We start from the raw sequence: 18,319 nt of genomic DNA on the forward strand, positions 1-18,319 counted from the left end.
TTTTTCACCGTAGCTCAGCTCGTTTTAGGCATAGCTCAACTACTTTTTGTCGTTGTGCTATTACTCAATATTAAAATTGGTAGTTTACCGACAACCTAATAGTACGCGGTTCAAACACGTGATAATGAACATCTTCAACTGGGTTCATTTCTGACGCTAGTTGAGACTCATAAAAGTAGTCAATGTCATGGTCGTTACTGTTCGTTAAGTTTAGAACATCAACTTTATACGTTAGTGGACCATCACGGTAACCTACTCTTAAGTTACTGATAAAGCTCGCATCAGAGTATACCGAACCGTCTTCGATTAATGGTCTCTTACCAAAATACCTTACTCTAAAACTACCAAACCAAGCTTCGTCAATATCGACATTTACACCGGCTTGTACAACGTGCTTTGGTGCTCCCGGGATTAGATCTCCGCCTTCTGGGTTACCCGCAAATTTTGCTTCTGTATAGGCATATTCTAAATCAACACTTAGCGTTTCATTAAAGTAGTAATAAGTTGTTAACTCTAAACCATGGCGTTCAGAAGCGTCGCTTGCTTCAGTATTACCAGCATCGCCAACAAATAGTAATTCGCTGTCTAAGTCTAATTGCCACAATGCAATAGAGACATTAAACAGTTCACTCATGTAACCGCGCAAACCAAGCTCATAGCCTGTTGATTTTACAAGTGGATCTACTGCATCAACAGCCTCACCGTTTGATGGGTCAATGCGTATAGTTGTGCCTCTAGCGTCATTTGAGTGAAAACCCTGGCCATAAGAAAGATAGCCTTCCCAAGCGTCATTGATTGAATAAATCACATTGGCTTTTAAAGAAGTTTGGCTATCGTCAGACTCACCACTATTGGCTGCAAGGTTCACATTATTAATATTTGTAGACGTTGCTCCATTACCAACGCGATCACGAACATCAAAGTCATAATAATCATGGCGTAGACCAATCACAGTGCGAACGCGTTCGTTCCAATCAATACTGTTTTGCCAATACGCACCTAGGCTAAATTCATCCACACTATCTCTGCGAATAGTTCCTAGACGTTGGCGTTCTTTAGTGCGGAATAAACCCACTTCTGCAACGTCATCGTTACGAAGCTCAATTCCAACTAAGTTGTTCATTGCCATGTCATTAGATAACTTTATTTCGTCTAATTTATAACTTAACGAACCACCCCAAATTGTGCGGTCATCTACTTGTTCAAACTGATCGCCATCAACATTATCGTCTAGCAAATAAGTGAAGTTTGACCATAAAGTCATGTCGTAATTAATGGCATACGCATTGGCTTGCCACTGACCTTGTTGCCAATCAACACTTAAACTATAACGCGAAGACTCACCTCCCACGCTAGTATCAATTGAACCTAGCTCATCAATTAAACCGGATTCAACCGCGCGACCAGGTATTTGGTCAGCACTATTCCACGTATTGTCATACGCCATAAATGTAGCACTAATAAAGCCGTCTTCTAATTCATAAGTTTGCTTTAGCAATAAATTAGTTTTGTCTAAGTCTTCGTCAATGTCAGTCCAAGGTCCATTATAGCCAGTATGAGAAAACGCATATAATGTATCGCCACCGGCTATTTGGGCATCATTGAGTACAACAAAACGATGATAGTTATCTTCGCCTAGCGTTAGCTCAACTTGTCCTTGTTCTACCTTTTTAAACGTAGAGAAAGCCGCATGACCCGCACCACTGAAGTCGCCAACATCGGCATAATAAGAGCCCTTTTTGTAGCTCAATCGTTCAACACTTTCTGGTATTAAAAAGTTTAAATCGGTGTAACCTTGCCCATGCCCGTGCGAGCGCATGTTAACTGGCATGCCATCAACAAAAGTTGAGAAATCGGTGCCATGGTCTAGATTAAAGCCTCGTAAAAAGTACTGATTCGCTTTGCCTGTACCACTATGTTGAGTCACAACCATTCCTGGCACTAATTCTAGTACTTCACCGGTTCTTAATAGTGGTCGTATTGAAATTTCTTCTTGGCCAACTATGCCTTCAGATGCGGATATTGCATCGCCAATTAGATTCGTTTTACGGCCTTCAACGGTAATAGTTTCAAGCGTCTCATTTTCTGGGCCAGCCGAGTCGCTGGTTTCTGCTAAGGTAGAAAATGGCAGTGCTGTTGAGCCAAGAACGATTGGTAACAGCCATTGATTATGCTTCATTATGTATCCTTTCAAATCTTTATTAGAAAACAGCCAGTGGGCTTTTCTTATTGCCCGTATTATACGGATACCTAATAAAATTGGATGCAGATAAAATTAACTCATATTGTTAGTTTGTGGAATTGTCGATTTATGACATTCAAACTAGATTTTAAATGGCGAATATCCCCCACGCCTGATCGGTCTTCGATGATTTTTCGTTTAATCTTTTTGAAAGTTTTTTGTGGCTTTCACGGTTTATTGTAAAAAGAACTGGAATAAATTATGAATTATAATGCGACGTTAAAATTTGCTGTTGTTGCTTTACTTGTGGCATTGATTGGGCTTTCTTTTAAATCTATTCAAGCCTCACCTACACAGGCTAAACTAGGACAAAGTCAGTTTAGTGATATAAATCAAGCTACTGAATTGCTTGAGTCCTCTGACATTTCCGACGCGACAATACAGCATCAAACCTTAGTTTTAGGCTTAGGTTGTTTTTGGGGTGCCGAAAAACGCTTTGAAGCACTTCCTGGTGTTATTAATGTTTTATCTGGATATGCGGACGGGCGAGGATTAAAACCTACTTATCGCGAAATCACAAAATTAAAGCAGAAGTTTAATGACGATAATTTTGCTGAAGTTATCCGCGTTGAATATGATCAGAGTGTCATTGCCACGAGCACTTTAATTAAACTGTTTTATGAAATGCATGACCCTACTCAAAAAAATAGACAGGGAAATGATGTTGGCACTCAGTATCGCTCAACTATTCTTTATAATTCTGAACAACAAGCTGACATTGCAACTCGTTTAACGAAAACCTTTCAGCAACGTTTAAATGAAAAAGGTAAAGGTTTAATTCAAACCCAAATTAAACCATTGGATAAGTTTTACCCTGCTGAAGATTACCATCAAGATTATATTGCTAGAAACCCAAATGGCTACTGCCCTGATCACAGCACTGGCGTAACGTTTGAAGACTGGCCGCTGCTCGCAAAAAAGATGACTGAACCACCAACAAAAGTGGACAATATTGGCCTTCTTACGGGTAAACAAATTGTTGTCATCGATGCACCAAACTGCCCTTATTGCGAACGTTTTAAAGAGGACGTGACCAATGATTATGCTGGCGATATACCGTTGCACTTCCGTTTAGCGAGCCAATTAGATGGGTTAACGATTTCGTCGCCAACTTTTGGTACGCCAACCATTTTGTTTATTGAAGATGGTAAAGAGCGCTTAGGTCATATGGGTTATATGAGCAGCGACTCTTTTTATAAGGCGCTGGGGGCATTCAAACTTGGGGATACCGAGGCTTTTAAGGTGGCATTTGGTAAAGGCACCGATAACCGTTTTTGCAAAGCTTACGACAAATTTAAGAATACCCCACCAGGCGTTTTTATCGACAGTTTATCTGGTGCGCCGCTGTTTGATACCTCTGACCGATTTAATTCTGGTACGGGCTGGTTGTCTTTTCATAGTGCGATTGAAGATTCTGTGACTTACCATGAAGATAACTCTTTTGGCATGGAACGAACTGAAGTTAGAGCTAAGATTACCGGTATTCATTTAGGTCATGTTTTTAATGATGGTCCTAATGGTGGTAAACGATACTGTATCAATGCAACAGTTTTGGATTTTGTGCCTAGAACTTAGTTAACAACCGTCGAGGATTGCGCCTATAACAGGTTCATTTCCTCGACTTGCTGCGCTGTAAGCGTAATAAACGTAGCAATTGTCCGCGGTACTTACGCCATTAGGCCAAATAACCATAGCGCTCGAAGAGCCAGCCACACTGACATCACCACCAATATTAAAGTCACTATCTACACAAAGATCAGCGTCGCCATCACAAATTCCGCCTGAGCTTTTGAGTTCAAAGTCACCCTCTAACATTTGTTGCCAAGCGGTTTCCCAACTGTGCTCTGGATACCCATAGTCTAACCTTACAACTTCGCCATTTGGTAACGTTAAGTCTTGGTTAAGGGCATTTGTTACACCTTGTACATGACCGTAAGATAAGGTCATAGACATAGAAGACTTCATTGCACCCTGAATACCTTGCAGTATGGAAATACGCGCATCTGAAGATATACCTATCAGTTTAGGCCCTGCAGTTACGGCTAAAATACCTAAAATAACAATGACTATTATAAGTTCGATTAACGTAAAACCTTGAGACTGACGATTTTTCATTTTATTCCTTTATTTTACTAGAACGATTTAAGTAGAAATCCAGTAATACACTCACCAATGCAAATGCAGGTACGGTTATGGCCAACGACATTGCACCACTTGGAAAATAATAGCCAACAATAATCCCAACAATTGAAGTAACCGTAAATTGTAGGAACCCTAATACTGATGATGCTTTGCCTGCACATTCAGGGAACGGAGCTAGCGCCATACCTATAGAGCTTCCTAAACTAAAAGAGAAACCAAAACTGCCTATACTCAAAAATAGTAAATATTGAATTAATGACTCGGGGTTAGGTACTACAAAAAACATAGCTGACGAAATCCCCATTAGCAACAAACCTATATTGCATGTTGTTCTTGCGGAAAGCAGGCCGATAAGTTTAGTTGCGCAAAACGCCGCAAACATAATTAAAAAAGCATTACTGCCAAAAACTAACGAAAACTCCGTTGGCGTTAAGCCTAAGTTATCAATTAATAACACTGGTGACTTAACAACATACTGAACAATAAAAGCCATTGAGGCCATTGACGCGATTGCATTAGGCGTGAAATTAGCGTGAGACAATATATACCAAAAACTCTTATTTGACTCTGTCGAGCTTGATTCAGGAGGGATTGTATTGGCTTCCCTCACTGTATTTCCAATCGTTGATGACTTACCTGAATCCAAGCTTTGAAGCTTTACCGATTGGTTTGTTTCGCCCATTTTAAATTTAGTAAATACAAACGTCATTGCTCCTAAAACCACCAGCAATGCAAAACAATAACGCCAACCTAGCTGTACTGATATCAAACCACCTAATAAAGGTGCAAGTGCAGGGACAATACTTTGTGCGCCGTTCAAAATTGAGTATATTTTTGCGCTTTCATCTTCATCAAATAAATCACGTACAACCGCTAGCGCGGTCACAGCACAACCACAAGCACCAATGCCTTGAATAAGTCGACTGGCAATGAGTGTTTCGAGGTTAGTTGATATTGTTGCCAGTATTGATGCCAGTATATAAACAAATAACGAAACCAAAGCGATAGGCTTTCTTCCATACTTGTCTGACAACGCTCCTAAAAATAACTGCCCAACTCCCATACTTATTAAGTAAAAAAAGATGCCTAGTTGCACGTTATCAACAGAGGTATTTAGGTCGGTCGCGATTAACTGTACCGCTGGTAAATAAATATCCACAGGCAATAGGTTTAAGATCATAAACAGCATCATTAACCAAACAATGCCTTTTTTACCTAAATTACTATTATTTTTGACGATAGGGGAAAACGAATAGGACAACTAAACCTCCGGCGAATACATTCTAGATACGATGATTTTAGAATATTATAATCAGCCGCATTATAGGTAGGTTTTCTCGTTTTTCACAAGATGGGTGATTTGTTTTTAGTGAATTATTAACCTGAAAGAAGCGACTTAATAAAAGCCGCTTAATTATCAAACTATTTCAAGACAGTCACTTTACCCTTTAGGTGACTGTGTATTTTGGGTTGCCTCTGCCAAACTGTTGAAGACTAGTTCAACACTAAGACCACCAGTAGGCTTATTACTTAATAATAAATAGCCAGAATGAGCCGTCATGGCTTTTTTCGCTATAGCTAAGCCTAAACCTGCCCCGCCACTATTTCTTTCTCTAGCGTCGCTATGACGATAAAACGGTTCTGAGATTTTTGACAACAAATGATCTGGGATTCCAAGTCCATCATCTTCAATAATGAGTTGAACCTTGTTGCCTTCAACTTTCGCCTCAAAAGTGATCTGACTTTTTGCATATCGAATACCATTTCTGAGAATATTCTCAATTGCACTAGATACGATTTTTCTGTCTACCCTTATGTTTAAGTTTGGCAATGCCTCGATATTAATTTTTTTACCTAATGACTCGGCTTCAAATTCGGCATCTTGTAATACAGGTATTAAAACGTCAGACAGTACATATTCTTGTAAATCTAAATGCTGTTGTTTTGTTTCTAAACGCGACAGCATCAAAACAGAGCCAATCATTTGGTCAAGCTGCTCGGCTTCTTTTTCGATTCTAGCTAGGTAACCCTCTCGTCTTTCTTCATTAGACTCTTTTGCCAAACCTACGGCGAGTGACAGCCTTGTAAGAGGTGAACGAAGCTCATGTGATATATCGGCAAGTAAACGTCGTTGCACACCCATGGATGCCTCTAACTGCTCAGCCATGCTATTAAAGTCTGCAGACAGTTCACCAAGTTCATCCTTGCCCACATATTTGTTGGGCACTCGGCTACTTAGCTCACCTTTACCAACTTTTTCAGCCGCATCTCTGAGCTCTCTAATTGGCCTTGCAATGCCACGAGTAAATAAGAAGCTCAAACCTAAAGAGACTAAAATAGGCACGGTAAACTTCAGCCAAATGGGCAACAAACTAAACTTAATAAGTAACGGTGGGTTACGTTTGGGCGTTACTTCGTATAAATGAAACACCTCATTGTTTATCTTTACTTTAATGGGGCCAATGGCGTGGTAGTTTTCTGTAAAAATATATTGCGGCGTTAAGTCATCAACTTCCGCTAATAAGTTCAAGTCAATACTTTCAGGAACCGGGCCACTCAATACCGACATCTCTGAGGTCGAGCCTTTTAAGAACAAGACTCTCTTTCTCGACGAACGATGCAATAACCTCTGCAACTGCTTGCTAGTGGGTAAACTGTTAAAGCGCTTCTCAATAAATAATGCGTACTTTTCTATTCCTCTGATTTTTCTAGAATCCAATGGTTTAGATACCAAATCGGTAAAGCTCACTGAACTAATTAATAATAGAATAACAATGGTGATAGCTATTGAAGACCAAAACCATGCAAATACTTTGAATAACAAACTGTTTAAACGCGCCATAAACTACCTCCAGCCACTACTTACCGCCAACCATTATGTAACCAGAACCTCTTATTGTATGAATCCGCTCATGATTTGAGTACTGGGCAATCTTTTTACGCAAGTTGCTTACGTGCATATCAATGGATCTGTCATAAGCCGCCAAACGTCTACCTAACACCTCTTGGCTTATGGTTTCCTTGCTTACGATGCTGAGTGGATCTTTAAGCAGTAAAATAAGAATCTCGAATTCAGTACCGGTTAGTGTAATGGCCTGCTGGTTAATTTTTGCACTTCTTGATTGAATACATAACTCAATATCTTCAAAAGTAATTGTATGCCCATTTTGGGGTTGAGTGAGCAAATCAACTCGACGAACCATCGCTTTTACGCGAGCTAGCAACTCTCTATGATTAAACGGTTTAGCTATATAGTCGTCCGCTCCCACTTCTAAACCATAGATCCGATCGTAGTCTTCGCCTTTAGCTGTCAACATGATTACCGGCGTTGCTTTGGCCTGTCTCAGTTTTTGTAAAACTTCAAACCCATTTAAGCTTGGTAACATAACGTCGAGTAATATTAGGTCGTAATCATCTTTTATCGCCGCCTCTAAGCCCTGTTGCCCATCATGTAGCGCCATTACATCAAAGTCATTAGACATTAAGTATTCGGACAATAATTGCGTAAGTTCAGTGTCATCATCGATGATTAAAATAGATTTTTTTGCCACGATAGTTTCTCAGCTATTAAGGTAGAAATGCCATTTTAAGCAAAAAACAGCAATGAACGTTAATCTTTACATTACTTTGCACTCCCTTGGCATTACTTTGCATTGCAGGGTTTAGTATTAATATCAACTTAACAAAGCGAGGTGCTTATGAATACTAAATTACTTTTATCATTGTCTGCGGTAGTGGCGTTAGTAGCCGTTTCTGCAACCCAGCCAGCTCACGCTGAAGGCAAACATAAAGAACGTAAAGCTCATATGGAAAAGCGAGGCCCAATGCTTTTATCTGAGCGCGTGGCAGAAAAGCTTGATTTGACTGAAGCTCAACAGAACCAAATAAAGCAAATTTTTGAACAGGCTAAATCGGAAACAAAAGCTGATAAAGAGAGTCTTAAGTCACTAAAAAAACAGTGGCGTACATTGTCTAAAGCAGATGCGCTAGACGAGCAATCATTGTTAGATGTAGCGAACCAACAAGCGGCTCTTAAAGCTAAATTGCAAGTAAAACGCCTTCAAACTGAAAAAGCCGTTCAGTTAGTTCTAAATGAAGAGCAGCAAGAAAAGATTGCTAAATGGAAAAAGAAAAAACAACGCAAAGCTCGTCATCACGGTGGTAAAGATCGAGCGTAAGAAGTTAACTTCAGTTTCCGTTATAACTTAAAGCTGGAAACTGAATCACTTAATGAAGCAGCCAAGTGGGCAGTACCCGTGGCTGCTTTTTCATATTCGGATAATTGATAACAATTTAACTATAGTAAAAGAATCTAAAAGTACATTTTGTTACAGTGAAAATATTGCGTCTACTTGTAAGTTAGCCCTAAAATAAAGCAAAAACAACTACATGGACGACTAATAAATGCTTAATAAAAATCTTCTAACGCTAGCGTTATTTTCAAGCCTTTCCTACACAGCGCAAGCTAAGCAAGATGATTGGAACTTTACTTTAGGTTCTGGCTATCCATATTTTGCAACCGTTGGAACAAATTATAAATTGGACGATTCATCAAACATTTTTGTAAATTATAAAATTGGCTTAGATGATGGTTTTTCTATTGGATATGAAAAAGCATTAGAAAATCCGCGTCACTCAGTAGGCGGATATATTGGCGCTGTTGGTATTAAGGATAATAAATGCGAAAACATAGATACCACTGCCAATAACAAAAATGATGATTTTGGCACTATCATTGGTGGTGCATTTTCAGACGCATTGGGTTGCGCAATCTCAGCTGCACTCGGAGATGAAACAACGCAAGGCGCAGCGTTATTTTACGGTTATAGTTTTAATGGCTTGAATCAATCAGGTTGGAAACTTAGGTTTGAAGCTGGTTACGGAGAGAACAAAAACCGAGAAGATAATGTAGGTCATCTAAACTTCTCGGCTCGTTATCAATTCTAAGAAGACCGAAGTAAACTTATTGTCTAGCTTACCGCCCTTCTCTAAAAAGCAGGCTATCCTTACTATTAATCTATTTCATTATTAAATACGTAACGTACCAAGTAACGTCTAAAAATTAACAAGGAATATATAATGGCTAAAGCTTATGCGGCAAAAGAAGCGGGCGGAAGTTTGTCTCTCATCGACATCGATTTAGGTAGTTTGGATACTAATGAAGTACTCATCGATGTTGAATATTGTGGAATTTGTCACTCAGATTTATCAATGTTAAATAATGAATGGGGGATGTCTAGTTACCCTTTAGTAGCAGGCCACGAAGTAGTCGGCAAGATAAATGCTGTCGGAAGCAGTGTAAAAACACTAAAAGTAGGCCAAACCGTTGGGTTAGGTTGGCATTCTGACTACTGCCAAGCTTGCAGCAGTTGCGGTACGGGTGATGAGAATTTGTGTGATCACGCACAACCAACAATTATTGGCAGACATGGTGGTTTTGCAGAGCAAGTAAAGGCAAATGAAGCATCTGTTGTTGCACTGCCCGACGGGATGGATACAAAGTCTGCCGGTCCCTTATTTTGCGGCGGTATCACTGTATTTAACCCAATGGTTCAGTTTGATATAAAGCCAACAGATAAAGTTGCCGTTATTGGAATTGGTGGACTTGGCCATATTGCGTTGCAATTTTTAAATGCTTGGGGTTGTGAAGTTACTGCTTTTACATCGAGTGAGAGTAAAACTGAAGAAGCCAAGTCTTTAGGTGCGCACCACACTATTAACTCTCGGAGTGAAGCTGATATAGAAAAAGCAGCTGGCTCTTTTGATTACATTCTTTCAACGGTAAATGTAAAGCTGGATTGGAACTTGTATATTTCTACCTTAAAGCCAAAAGGCAGACTTCACTTTGTAGGGGCAACACTTGAGCCTCTTGATATTGGCGTATTTGGTTTAATGGCGAAGCAACGTTCCATTTCATCATCGCCTGTTGGAAGCCCCTCTACAATCAAAGCAATGTTAGAATTCGCGCATCAACATAACATCAAACCTCAAGTTGAAATGTTTAAATTTGATGATATTAATAACGCGATTGCGCACGTAGAAAGTGGTAAAGCTCGTTATCGAGTTGTATTAGAAAAATAGCAAGCTTAATACGTTAAAAAAGTAAGCTTGCTAAAAGAGTCTAACAAATACTAAAGATGGTTAATCGTTAACTGATTTTGGTTAACCACAGTTTGGCTTTTGAGTACTTACTTTATACATTGGCTGAGTCACTTTTAGGTGCTCAGTCAGTTTTTTAATGCGAGTTTCGTTTGATGGGTGAGTAGACAAAAACTCTGGTGGAGCACCACTACTCGCCTTCGCCATATTGTGCCACAAATCAACCGCCGCTTTAGGTTTAAAACCTGACTTTGCCATTAGCTCTTGACCAATAATGTCAGCTTCTTTTTCATGTGTTCGACCATAAGGCATGAGCACACCGTATTGAACACCTACACCTAATCCAGCCATTACTAAACCTTGAGTTTGTTCATCTTGTCCTGACAATAAAACCCCTGAAATTTGTAAAGCACCTTGTGCTACCGAATTAGAAGACAGCCTTTCATTTGAATGATTTGCAATAACATGCCCAACTTCGTGTCCCATTATTGCTGCAAGTTGATCTTGATTTTCAGTCACTTTGAGTATGCCGGTATACACGCCAATTTTGCCGCCTGGCAACGCAAAGGCATTAATTTGATCTGATTCAAATAAAACCACTTCCCAGCTGCCATCGTGAGCTTCTTTACTTACATTTGGCGTTATTTGATCAGCAACACACTGAACATAGGCAGTAAGCTTTTTATCTGAGCTTATTGGAATGTCCTTTTTCATTTGTTCAAATGACTCTGAACCCATTGCTGACATTTTATCGCCTGAGAACATGGTAATTTGATTACGACCAGTTGGAGAAGTACTGCAGGCGGATAGACACAACGCAATACAAACACCAGATAATAGTTTTAACTTGAACTTCATTAAATAGAGGCCTTTTAAATGATTTAAATTAACTATAATAAAGATTACACGGATTGTTGAGCAAATTCCCTAACAAATAGCTAATTAAGCCACGTCATCAATTTAAGGAACAGTTATAAAGTTCATTAATCATTGATTTTTATACACTTTTATATTTTCGCAAGCTTGCCTATATTTTGCTTATTAAAAACAAACTATAAAGTATTTAAAAGGATTAAATTATGAAATTAAAAGCAATCGCATCAGCCCTACTTGTAAGTTTATCGTTATCTGGCTGTGTTATTCATGTAGGTAAGTCACATGCAGCTGATGTTGAGTTTAAGGAAGAGTTAACCTTAAATGCAGACAGTATTAATCAGTTATTGGTAGAAAATGGCTCTGGCTCAATTAATATTATTGGCGTGGAAGGGCAAACAAGCATTAATGTTAAAGCACATGTTTGGACTGATGATGATCGTAGCCATAAGTTGTCATTGACTCAATCCGGTGATGAAGCTCGACTCGTAGCATATGCTAGTAACTCGTTTGGCTCTTGGGGCAGCAGTAATACTAAAATAGACATAGATGTAACAATGCCTAAACATCTTGCGCTATCTATTAGCGACGGCTCTGGAAGTATTAATGTAGAAAGTATTGGTAGTGACCTTGATATAGATGATGGTTCTGGTTCTATCGAGTTATCAGATGTGGGTGGCTCAGTAAAAGTAAATGACGGTTCTGGTAACCTAACCATAGAAAAAGTATCAAACAACTTAGATATTACCGACGGTTCAGGAAATATTAATATTAGAGACATCGGCGGTGACGTTGTTGTGAATGATGGATCAGGTGATTTGTCGGTTCAGAATATTAAAGGTGGAGTAGACGTCGACGACGGCTCTGGCTCTTTATCTATTAAAAATGTTGATGGCTTTACAAAAGTTTTAGATGACTCTGGTAATTTATCTATCAAAAATATTATGAATAAAGTTTATATCGAAGATGGTAGCGGTGACATTACTGTTAAAAATACTAAAGGTTTAGAGATAAACGGTTCAGGCAGCGGTCAACTTTATATAAAAGAAATAAATGGACCCGTATCGCTTGATGATTAACTTAGGAGGTAATAAATGAATATTTTAAAACAATTATTCATTCACCTTGTTGGAGGTTCATTAGTATTAATGGGCCTCATATTTATAGTGGTTCCTGGGCCTTCTTTATTATTGTTAATACCAGGACTATATATTCTTAGCTTTGAATATGAGATTGCTCGAGTTTGGCTCAAAAAATGTCAACTGATGTTAAAGAAAAGCGCAAACTGGATAGATAGTAAAATTAGAGCAAGAAAATACAGATAAATCACTACAAATAAAAAAGCCCCAGCTCTTACGAACCGGGGCTTTTTTTCATCTACTTTGTTATTCCGCTAACTCTAAAGCTAACTTCCTAACTCAGCAGAATTAAGCGATTACTGTTGCTACAACACCAGCACCAACTGTACGACCGCCTTCACGGATCGCGAAACGTAGACCTTCGTCCATCGCGATAGGTGCGATTAGCTCAACAACCATCTTGATGTTATCACCAGGCATTACCATTTCTACGCCTTCTGGAAGCTCAACAGCACCAGTTACGTCAGTTGTACGGAAGTAGAACTGTGGACGGTAACCTTTGAAGAATGGAGTGTGACGTCCGCCTTCTTCTTTAGAAAGTACGTAAACTTCTGATTCAAATTTAGTGTGAGGCTGGATTGAACCAGGCTTCGCTAATACTTGACCACGTTCTACGTCTTCACGCTTAGTACCACGTAATAGTGCACCAATGTTCTCACCTGCACGACCTTCGTCAAGCAATTTACGGAACATTTCAACACCAGTACAAGTAGTAGTTACTGTGTCTTTAATACCAACGATCTCTACTGAGTCACCAGTGTTAACGATACCTTGCTCAACACGACCTGTTACAACTGTACCACGACCAGAAATTGAGAATACGTCTTCGATAGGCATGATGAATGGCTTATCGATGTCACGCTCTGGCTCTGGAATGTAAGTATCTAGTGCTTCAGCTAGTTCGATGATCTTCGCTTCCCACTCTGCTTCGCCTTCAAGAGCTTTAAGAGCTGAACCAGCGATTAGTGGAAGGTCGTCACCTGGGAATTCGTATTCTGAAAGAAGTTCACGAACTTCCATCTCTACTAATTCTAGTAACTCTTCGTCATCAACCATGTCACATTTGTTCATGAATACGATGATGAAAGGTACACCAACCTGACGTGAAAGTAGGATGTGCTCACGAGTCTGAGGCATAGGGCCGTCAGTTGCAGCAACAACTAAGATCGCGCCGTCCATTTGAGCAGCACCAGTGATCATGTTTTTAACATAATCGGCGTGTCCTGGACAATCTACGTGTGCGTAGTGACGAGTTGGAGTATCGTACTCGATGTGAGAAGTATTGATTGTAATACCACGCTCACGCTCTTCTGGAGCATTATCGATTTGTGCGAAATCGCGAGACTCACCACCGTAAGTTTTAGAAAGAACTGCAGAGATTGCAGCTGTTAATGTAGTTTTACCGTGGTCAACGTGACCAATTGTACCAACGTTAACGTGCGGTTTAGTACGTTCAAACTTTTCTCTTGCCATTTTTAAGTTTCCTTAAATTGAAAGTGATCTAATTTTAGACACAAATATTAAAAATAAAATTTAATTTCTTGCTGACATAATAGTTTCAGCAACATTGTTAGGCGCTTCCGCATACTTTAGGAATTCCATCGAGTATGAAGCACGCCCCTGAGTCGCTGAACGCAAGTCAGTGGCATAGCCAAACATTTCCGCTAAAGGCACTTGAGCATTTATTGCTTTTAGTCCCGCCGGCGCTTCGTCCATCCCTTCTATCATCCCGCGACGTCTGTTTAAGTCACCTACTACATCACCCATAGATTCTTCAGGTGTGATAACTTCTACTTTCATCATTGGTTCTAAAAGTTTTGGTTTAGCATCCAAGGCACCATTTCTAAATGCCATCGATGCCGCAATTTTAAACGCCATTTCGTTAGAGTCAACATCATGAAACGATCCGTCAAATAATGTTGCCTTAACACCAAGAACTGGATATCCCGCAAGGACACCACTTTTCATTTGTTCTTGAATGCCTTTATCTACCGCAGGAATAAATTCCTTAGGAACTGTACCACCTACAATTTCATTACTGAACTCGTAAGGGGTATCGCCTTCAATACTCATAGGCTCTAGCTTCAGCCATACGTGACCATATTGGCCACGACCACCAGACTGACGTATAAACTTACCTTCAATCTCTACAGGCGCTGTAATGCACTCTCGGTAAGCCACTTGTGGTTTACCTACGTTACATTCAACACTAAATTCTCGACGCATACGATCGACAATTATGTCTAGATGAAGTTCACCCATCCCAGAAATAATGGTTTGTCCTGATTCTTCATCCGTTTCAACACGGAAAGAAGGATCTTCGGCCGCTAGTTTACCTAGCGCAACACCCATTTTTTCTTGGTCAGGTTTTGATCTTGGCTCTACTGCAATTGAGATAACTGGATCAGGGAACTCCATACGCTCTAGCGTAATCTTGTTATCACTGTCACACAAAGTGTCACCAGTAGTAACTTGTTTTAACCCTACCGCAGCTGCAATATCTCCCGCGCGTACTTCTTTAATTTCTTCGCGGTTATTTGAGTGCATTTGAACAATGCGCCCAAAGCGTTCTTTTTTGCCTTTCACTGGGTTATAAACACTGTCTCCAGTTTTTACGACACCAGAGTAGACTCTGAAAAACGTTAAGGTTCCTACAAATGGGTCTGTGGCTATCTTAAAGGCTAACGCTGCAAATGGCGCGTTATCGTCGGCTTGACGTTCACCCTCAGACTCATTGTCTAGAATACCTTTAATAGCTGGAACTTCGGTTGGCGAAGGCATAAATTCGACAACCATATCGAGGACGGCTTGAACACCTTTGTTCTTGAACGCTGAGCCACACGCACAAAGAACAATTTCGTTATCTAAGGTACGTTGACGTAACGCATCTTTGATTTCGAGCTCAGTGAGATCTTCACCTTCTAAATATTTATCCATTAACACGTCGTTCGCTTCGGCAGCCGCTTCGATCATCTCTTGGCGGTAAGCTTCTGCATCATCAGCCATGTCAGCTGGAATATCTTCGTAAGTAAAGGTCATGCCTTGATCAGATTCAGTCCAGTTAATCGCTTTCATTTTGAAAAGATCAACTACACCACGAAAGTTATCTTCCGCTCCAATAGGCAATTGCACTGGCACAGGGGTTGCCCCCAGGCGATTCTCAATTTGGTTTACAACTGAGAAGAAATCCGCACCGGTACGATCCATTTTATTAATGAATACCATACGTGGCACATGATACTTATCAGCTTGTCGCCATACAGTTTCAGTTTGGGGCTGTACGCCAGAAGACGCACATAACACAACAACCGCACCATCTAATACTCTTAAAGAACGTTCAACTTCAATAGTGAAATCTACGTGTCCCGGAGTATCAATAATATTAATACGGTGTTCATCAAACTGAGCATCCATACCGCGCCAAAAACAGGTTGTAGCAGCAGAAGTTATGGTAATACCACGTTCTTGCTCCTGCTCCATCCAGTCCATGGTAGCAGCACCATCATGTACTTCACCGATCTTATGAGAAAGACCTGTGTAAAATAGTACACGCTCAGTTGTTGTTGTTTTACCAGCATCAACGTGAGCCACGATTCCGATATTTCGGTATCGCTCAATTGGTGTCTTACGCGCCATAAATTCCTCTTTGTTCCAGTATTATTATTTTTGTTTCTACCAACGGTAGTGAGCGAATGCTTTGTTAGCGTCAGCCATTTTATGAACGTCTTCACGTTTCTTAACAGCAGAGCCTTTATTGTCAATCGCATCAGCAATCTCGTGAGCTAGACGTAACGCCATAGATTTCTCACCTCGTTTACGGGCAGCTTCAACTAACCAACGCATGGCTAGAGTGTTACGACGAACTGGACGAACTTCTACAGGAACTTGGTATGTAGAACCACCAACACGACGAGATTTAACCTCGACTGTAGGGCGGACGTTGTCTAGAGCTTCGTCTAAAACTACAAGGTGATCTTTACCTGTTTTTTCAGCAGCTACATCTAACGCGTTATAGATGATTTTTTCAGCAACAGCTTTTTTACCATCTAACATTACTACGTTGATGAATTTAGTCAGTAGTTCCGATCCGAACTTAGGATCTGGAAGAACTTTACGTTGACCTACGACTCTTCTTCTTGGCATTTTAAATTCTCCGGTTGCTTCAGGATAATCCCAAAACTAATAAATTAAGTTTGCTTGGCCTTACTAACGGAGAACCGTTATGATTTTGGCTTCTTCGTACCGTATTTAGAACGGCCTACTTTACGATCAGCTACGCCAGCACAGTCAAGTGCGCCACGTACAGTGTGGAATCGTACACCTGGTAAGTCTTTAACACGACCACCACGGATAAGGATTACACTGTGCTCTTGAAGGTTATGACCTTCACCGCCGATGTAAGATGTTACTTCGTTACCATTCGTTAGACGAACACGAGCTACTTTACGTAGTGCAGAGTTCGGCTTCTTAGGTGTTGTTGTATAAACACGAGTACATACACCACGTCTTTGAGGACATGCGTCCAATGCTTCAGACATATTACGTTTTGTCTTTTGGCGACGAGGCTTACGTACCAACTGGTTAATAGTTGCCATTAAATAAGCTCCTGATTAGTTGTTACTACCCATTAGCGCACTATTGCGCCTCCCCCAAAATTAGGGGTGACGTATTCTAATGTTCAGTTTTTAAACTGTCAATCAAATGTGCCCTGGATCAAGTAAAAAGACGGTATCACGCTCAAATAACTGGATATTCTTTATTTATGGCTATGATCACCAGGATCTGGTTAATTAATGATTTGCGGTTTTAGCTTGCTCATTTGGTAAAATTTAGGTGATTGGCCAAAAAAACACTTAAACGCTTTGCTGAAATGACTCGAACTTAAAAAACCAACTTCAAAACCAACCTCTGTGATTTGCACACCTTTCTCTAATAGTTTTGCCGCTAGCTTTAAGCGCTCTTGTTGTTGAAAAGCAATTGGCGTGCAACCTAAGTGATTTTTAAATACATTAAAGAATTTTGTTCTTCCCATTAGGGCAATTTTGCATAAATGATCAATATCTATCGGGAGTGATAAATTACCCAGTATGTATTGGATCACTCGATTAATTTGATTGGCTTCAGGATCTTTTGCGCTATGTGCAATTATAAAGTCACGAGACTGCTGTCTTAACAAACGAGCGCTAAGCTCATTAATGGCAAGGTCAATAAGGTATGCGCGGTCTGGATTATTTTCAGAGTATAGCGACACTATTCGAGTCAATAATTGCTGAGTTTGCTCTGAATGATGGGTATGTAAGGCGGTAGGATTATATTGCCACTCTCCAAAGTCCTGCAGCATAGGAGTACAATTATTGAGGCTATCAGAAACTTGCTGCACTCGTTCTGGGGCAATTTCAATTGCGATGCATGTTGTTGGAGAGTCTAGCTTGGCTAAAGGAAAATCAATTTTAACAAGTTGGTTTGGTGCCAATATAAAGGATTCATGAGGTGAGAATTCAATATTGTCTCCGTTAATATGCATTATCTTCTTGCCAGTCACCATGCCACAAAAAAGGATTTGATCTGAGCGTAAATCTACTTTCTTAGCGGCTTGGTAAGTATCGTAAATACCCAATTCACTGTGCTCAGCGGCAAAGCTTATTTTGTTTTCGACTAATGTTCTTGGTTCTCTTTTTATTATATTGCTAATCATTCTTTCTCCCTGCGGACTGCCAGTTAACAGAAATGAACTAGCAGCAAAGAACTCATTTGAAAATACAACTAATGTAACCTGTGTTTTGTCTAAAAAAACTACAAATATTAAGCACAAAAATAAAACAAT

17 protein-coding genes are annotated in these 18,319 nt (G+C 40.0%); 6 read left to right on the plus strand and 11 right to left on the minus strand.

The window, feature by feature from the left end; translation table 11 throughout:
• Positions 1 to 70: 70 nt before the first annotated feature.
• Entirely contained in the window at positions 71 to 2,179 is a 2,109-nt protein-coding gene (locus GNP35_RS13140) for a TonB-dependent receptor (protein ID WP_155696558.1), read from the minus strand.
• Between the two features lie 264 nt (positions 2,180 to 2,443).
• Here GNP35_RS13140 and msrA point away from each other — a divergent pair, with 264 nt between their 5' ends.
• Positions 2,444 to 3,817, plus strand: a complete 1,374-nt coding sequence (gene msrA / locus GNP35_RS13145; protein WP_155696560.1) for a peptide-methionine (S)-S-oxide reductase MsrA — start codon at positions 2,444 to 2,446, stop codon at positions 3,815 to 3,817.
• Here the strand turns inward: msrA and GNP35_RS16390 are convergent, their stop codons facing one another.
• The 4 genes from GNP35_RS16390 to GNP35_RS13165 form a co-directional block, all read right to left on the minus strand.
• The gene (locus GNP35_RS16390; RefSeq protein WP_155696562.1) at positions 3,818 to 4,357 is read right to left on the minus strand and encodes a prepilin-type N-terminal cleavage/methylation domain-containing protein; all 540 of its coding nucleotides are present in this window, start codon (positions 4,355 to 4,357) and stop codon (positions 3,818 to 3,820) included. It abuts the gene before it with no gap.
• A 1-nt stretch (position 4,358) separates the two neighbouring features.
• Positions 4,359 to 5,645: a multidrug effflux MFS transporter gene (locus tag GNP35_RS13155; RefSeq protein WP_155696564.1), complete on the minus strand. Its 1,287-nt coding sequence runs from the start codon at positions 5,643 to 5,645 to the stop codon at positions 4,359 to 4,361.
• A 180-nt stretch (positions 5,646 to 5,825) separates the two neighbouring features.
• Positions 5,826 to 7,226: an ATP-binding protein gene (locus GNP35_RS13160; protein WP_155696566.1), complete on the minus strand. Its 1,401-nt coding sequence runs from the start codon at positions 7,224 to 7,226 to the stop codon at positions 5,826 to 5,828.
• A 16-nt stretch (positions 7,227 to 7,242) separates the two neighbouring features.
• Positions 7,243 to 7,866 carry a response regulator gene (locus GNP35_RS13165; protein WP_230961470.1) on the minus strand — a complete coding sequence of 208 codons (624 nt, stop codon included), beginning with the start codon at positions 7,864 to 7,866 and terminating at the stop codon, positions 7,243 to 7,245.
• 216 nt (positions 7,867 to 8,082) lie between these two features.
• On the opposite strand from GNP35_RS13165, the gene GNP35_RS13170 reads away from it, so the two are divergent.
• The 3 genes from GNP35_RS13170 (at position 8,083) to ahr (ending at position 10,465) form a co-directional block, all read left to right on the plus strand.
• Positions 8,083 to 8,562: a Spy/CpxP family protein refolding chaperone gene (locus GNP35_RS13170; RefSeq protein WP_155696568.1), complete on the plus strand. Its 480-nt coding sequence runs from the start codon at positions 8,083 to 8,085 to the stop codon at positions 8,560 to 8,562.
• A gap of 226 nt (positions 8,563 to 8,788) precedes the next feature.
• Positions 8,789 to 9,331 carry a hypothetical protein gene (locus GNP35_RS13175; protein ID WP_155696570.1) on the plus strand — a complete coding sequence of 181 codons (543 nt, stop codon included), beginning with the start codon at positions 8,789 to 8,791 and terminating at the stop codon, positions 9,329 to 9,331.
• Between the two features lie 132 nt (positions 9,332 to 9,463).
• Positions 9,464 to 10,465, plus strand: coding sequence for an NADPH-dependent aldehyde reductase Ahr (gene ahr, locus GNP35_RS13180; protein ID WP_155696572.1), 1,002 nt, complete (start codon positions 9,464 to 9,466; stop codon positions 10,463 to 10,465).
• A gap of 81 nt (positions 10,466 to 10,546) precedes the next feature.
• Here the strand turns inward: ahr and GNP35_RS13185 are convergent, their stop codons facing one another.
• Positions 10,547 to 11,341, minus strand: coding sequence for a M48 family metalloprotease (locus GNP35_RS13185; protein WP_155696574.1), 795 nt, complete (start codon positions 11,339 to 11,341; stop codon positions 10,547 to 10,549).
• A 221-nt stretch (positions 11,342 to 11,562) separates the two neighbouring features.
• On the opposite strand from GNP35_RS13185, the gene GNP35_RS13190 reads away from it, so the two are divergent.
• Positions 11,563 to 12,435 (plus strand): DUF4097 family beta strand repeat-containing protein, encoded by an 873-nt coding sequence (locus tag GNP35_RS13190; protein WP_155696575.1) that lies wholly within the window; start codon positions 11,563 to 11,565, stop codon positions 12,433 to 12,435.
• Between the two features lie 15 nt (positions 12,436 to 12,450).
• Positions 12,451 to 12,681, plus strand: coding sequence for a PGPGW domain-containing protein (locus GNP35_RS13195; protein WP_155696577.1), 231 nt, complete (start codon positions 12,451 to 12,453; stop codon positions 12,679 to 12,681).
• A gap of 102 nt (positions 12,682 to 12,783) precedes the next feature.
• Here GNP35_RS13195 and tuf read toward each other — a convergent pair whose 3' ends face one another.
• From tuf to GNP35_RS13220, 5 genes are all read right to left on the minus strand, one after another.
• The gene (gene tuf / locus GNP35_RS13200; RefSeq protein ID WP_155696579.1) at positions 12,784 to 13,968 is read right to left on the minus strand and encodes an elongation factor Tu; all 1,185 of its coding nucleotides are present in this window, start codon (positions 13,966 to 13,968) and stop codon (positions 12,784 to 12,786) included.
• Between the two features lie 60 nt (positions 13,969 to 14,028).
• A complete protein-coding gene (gene fusA, locus GNP35_RS13205) occupies positions 14,029 to 16,131 on the minus strand; it encodes an elongation factor G (RefSeq protein ID WP_155696581.1) in 2,103 nt (700 codons plus the stop codon).
• Positions 16,132 to 16,167: 36 nt separating this feature from the next.
• Positions 16,168 to 16,638 carry a 30S ribosomal protein S7 gene (gene rpsG / locus GNP35_RS13210; RefSeq protein WP_155696583.1) on the minus strand — a complete coding sequence of 157 codons (471 nt, stop codon included), beginning with the start codon at positions 16,636 to 16,638 and terminating at the stop codon, positions 16,168 to 16,170.
• Between the two features lie 77 nt (positions 16,639 to 16,715).
• A complete protein-coding gene (gene rpsL / locus GNP35_RS13215; protein ID WP_155696585.1) occupies positions 16,716 to 17,090 on the minus strand; it encodes a 30S ribosomal protein S12 in 375 nt (124 codons plus the stop codon).
• Between the two features lie 191 nt (positions 17,091 to 17,281).
• The gene (locus GNP35_RS13220) at positions 17,282 to 18,190 is read right to left on the minus strand and encodes an AraC family transcriptional regulator N-terminal domain-containing protein (RefSeq protein ID WP_155696587.1); all 909 of its coding nucleotides are present in this window, start codon (positions 18,188 to 18,190) and stop codon (positions 17,282 to 17,284) included.
• Positions 18,191 to 18,319 lie beyond the last annotated feature (129 nt).

This window comes from Psychrosphaera haliotis, assembly GCF_009728465.1.
Taxonomy (GTDB): Bacteria; Pseudomonadota; Gammaproteobacteria; order Enterobacterales; family Alteromonadaceae; genus Psychrosphaera; species Psychrosphaera haliotis.